The sequence below is a fragment of the Collinsella sp. AM31-2AC genome (assembly GCF_003469285.1).
Classification (GTDB): Bacteria; Actinomycetota; Coriobacteriia; order Coriobacteriales; family Coriobacteriaceae; genus Collinsella; species Collinsella aerofaciens_AT.
Genome location: NZ_QSJB01000035.1, coordinates 1 through 3,265 on the forward strand (window position 1 = coordinate 1; position 3,265 = coordinate 3,265).

A 3,265-nucleotide genomic window follows, 5' to 3' on the forward strand; every position below is an offset into this window, starting at 1 on the left:
CGCGGCGCGGCTGGCGGCGAGCCCGGGCAGGTGGGCGACCCCGAGCCCCGCGGCGCGGGCCCGTCTCACGGCGAGGGACCCTATGTTGCGGAACTGGTCGACGACGACGAGCGTGCCGGCGGGCGCGGAGGCGAACAGCGCGTCGAGCTCGGCCTCCCTGTTGCGGACGGGGGCGCTGGCCAGCACCTCCCCGTCGCGGTCGACCAGGCAGGCCCAGTGCGATGACTTGCCGACGTCCAGGCCGAGCACGGCCGCGGGCCTGGTGGATGGCGCTTTCACGGTGGTATCCTTCCGGTAGTCGTTCGACCGGATGGCCTCCCCCTCGGCACTCACATTACCAGCCGCGGCGCCTGCCCGGCACTTTCCTATCAGCCGTCGGGGGCGGCGCGTCCCGCGCCGGCAGCACTCAACGGGCCCTCTCGGGGGCAGGGACGTTCGGCCGTGCGCGGGCGCCCGGTCGGCGGCCCGTTCTGGGCGCGCCTCAATCGTAGCCCGAGACGGTCCCGGGCTGACAATTTCGACTGTAATGGACGTTCTTAAACGACCAGTCAAACAAGAACGTCCCCAACGACTACTTAAAAACGGGAGATTATTCACTCTCATTCTGCGAGCACTCATTTAAGTCTGTCCCCAATGAGTGCCCGGCAGCAACGGGACCGCCGATGCCTTGGCAGAGTCAGCGAAAACCCGCGTAACTAAACCCGCTCCGCGATCTCGTGAATGAGGTAGTCGGTCTTTTCCCAGCCCAGGCACGGATCGGTGATCGACTTGCCAAAGACACCGCCGTCGACCGGCTGGTTGCCGTCCTCAAGGTAGGACTCGATCATAAAGCCCTTGACCAGCCTTGAAATGGCTTCGTTGCGGCGGCAGCTGTCGAGCACCTCCTTGCAAATGCGATACTGCTCCAGCGGACGCTTGCCCGAGTTGTCGTGGTTGCAGTCGATGACCGCTGCCGGATTGGCATAGCCGGCGTGCTCGGTATAGCGCTCGGCCAGGCGCTCAAGGTGCTCGTAGTGGTAGTTGGGGTAGGTGCGCCCATCGAGACCGATGTAGCCACGCATAACGGCGTGCGCGAGCGGATTGCCGTCGCACTCGACCTCCCAGTTGCGGAAGATGAAACTCTGATGCGCCTGAGCGGCGTAGATGGAGTTGAGCATGACGGTGGTGGAGCCGGCAGTGGGGTTCTTCATGCCCACCGGCACCGAAATGCCGCTCGACACCAGACGGTGCTCTTGGTTCTCGACCGAGCGCGCGCCCACAGCGACGTAGCTCAGCAGATCGACAAGGTACTGATAGTTAGAGGGGTAGAGCATCTCGTCGGCGGTAAAGAAGCCGGTCTCCTCGATGACGCGCAGGTGCATGTGGCGAATGGCCTTGACGCCCTCGAGCAGGTCATCGGGCGCCTCGGGGTCGGGATTATGCAGTAGACCCTTGTAGCCGGTACCCTTGGTGCGCGGCTTGTTGGTGTAGACACGCGGGATGATGATGAGCTTGTCCTTGACCTCCTCGGCGGTTTTGGCCAGGCGGTTCATGTACTCGAGGACCGAATCCTCGCGATCGGCAGAGCATGGGCCGATGATGAGCACCTTGCGCGCGTCCTCGCCGGTAAAGACCTTGGCGACCTCGGCGTCGAATGCCTGCTTCTTAGCGGTAAGCTCGGCGGAAAGCGGCATTTCCTCGCGGATCTCCATGGGGATCGGCAGCCTGCGTTTGAAATCCATGGCCATAGGGGCCTCCTCAATCTATAGAGAGAGCAAAAAGCGTATTGTCGAGTGCTCGGCATTATCCGCTGTCGCACGCTAAAGTGCAAGCACAGCCTACTAAAAAGGGAATGAATCGACACAAGGGCCCGCTCACCACGAGAGTGGATAATCTCCCGTTTTTGGCCCATGTTCGCGCTCAAAGTGGGAGATTATCCACTCTCGTCGGGCAAGCGTCCGAAAATCCTCACTCGTGACCCCTTTTCCTCCGTCCCCGAGGGATCGGGGCTCGCCTGCCGAATGATTGATGCGGCCGCCCTGCGTCCATGTCACACTCAGAGGTGGCCTGACCCAACTTGGAAGGAGCCTTCATGAGCCTTGACAACGTAACCCTGCGCGCCGCCACGCTCGACGACCTGACCGGCATCGCCGCCATCTACAACCAGCTGTGGTGCAACACGCTGCGCAACCGCGGCGACGTCGAAGCTGCCGATTTCTGCGCGCGCTTTAACATCGCTATGCAGCTGCAACGCTCACCTATCGCGCTTGTCGCCGAGGCCGAGGGCCGCATTATCGCCGCCTGCTGCATCGGCATCTTCGAGGACGGCAAGCCGCGCACCAACCCCACGTGGGAGTCCTGCTACAACGAGATGCTCGCCCAGGCAACCGAAATGGCAAAGGCTGCCGACGCCAAGCTCGAGGGCTCGCTCTTCGGCGACAGTCGCGAAAAGGCCACGGCGGATCGCTTTGCCGCCACAGGCAACGAGTATGCCCAGGGCCAGCTCAACCTGATCATCATCGTGCCCGAGTGGCAGGGCAAGGGGCTCGGCCGCGCGCTTATCGACCTTGCGCGCGCCGAGCTCGCCAAGGCAGGCTGCACCAAGTTCTTCCTGATGAGCGACTGCAACTCCGACTGGCAGTTCTACGAGCACCTCAACATGAAGCGCATCCTGGAGGATCACAGTCAAGACACCGGCGACGGTTTTATCGTCTACATGTACGGAGGCGACACGCAGGGCTAGCCCGCTAAGCAAGTACCAAAACCACCACAAAAGGCGCCCATCCCCCTTGTGGTGACAGGTTTTATCTGGGCGAACGTTAAGACCGCCGCGGGGGAGCTGCTTTCCCTCGCGGCGGTTTACTAACCGTGAAAACCAAGTGAGTAGGCTTTTGGCGGGATCCCGAGCACACCCCAAAACGCCGCAGCTCTGGCCTGCGGTTTTATCGAGCGTTTGTCGCGATGTGCTCGGCAGATCCCAAAAAGTCTACTCACTTGCATCCGAGACGCACCAGGCAGGCAAAAAACCGCCGCGAAAGGGGCCCGTCCCCCTTCGCGGCGGTTGTTCATCGCGGTTTTGCGACGGTTTTGCGGTGGTTTTGCCCGCCTGCTACTCGCTGTAGCGAGTGGCGATGGCAACTCGCACCATACCGGCGCTCATGAGGTACGTTGCCATAGGCTGTAGTAGCGCATGTCATAATCCTACAGCAGCATTCGCCATAATCTGACAGTAGAGTGGTAGCGTGCAGAGATGTGGTGTAAGAGGCGGGGCATGCCCCGCCTCCGC

The 3,265-nt window shown here is 62.0% G+C and carries 3 protein-coding genes; 1 reads left to right on the forward strand and 2 read right to left on the reverse strand.

Translation table 11 applies throughout. The features are described from left to right. Together DW796_RS10200 and DW796_RS10205 are read right to left on the reverse strand one after the other, a co-directional pair. Positions 1-279: transposase (locus DW796_RS10200; protein WP_147351036.1), on the reverse strand; the 279-nt coding region annotated here is incomplete at its 3' end. A 416-nt stretch (positions 280-695) separates the two neighbouring features. Then, entirely contained in the window at positions 696-1,727 is a 1,032-nt protein-coding gene (locus tag DW796_RS10205; RefSeq protein ID WP_117564710.1) for a 3-deoxy-7-phosphoheptulonate synthase, read from the reverse strand. 344 nt (positions 1,728-2,071) lie between these two features. On the opposite strand from DW796_RS10205, the gene DW796_RS10210 reads away from it, so the two are divergent. Next, positions 2,072-2,722, forward strand: a complete 651-nt coding sequence (locus DW796_RS10210; RefSeq protein ID WP_117716324.1) for a GNAT family N-acetyltransferase — start codon at positions 2,072-2,074, stop codon at positions 2,720-2,722. The last annotated feature ends 543 nt before the right edge of the window (positions 2,723-3,265 follow it).

Excerpts from the sequence above, each read along its gene's own strand:
- DW796_RS10205 (WP_117564710.1), bottom strand. The coding sequence starts at position 1,727 with ATGGCCATGGATTTCAAACGCAGGCTGCCGATCCCCATGGAGATCCGC.
- DW796_RS10210 (WP_117716324.1), top strand. The coding sequence starts at position 2,072 with ATGAGCCTTGACAACGTAACCCTGCGCGCCGCCACGCTCGACGACCTG.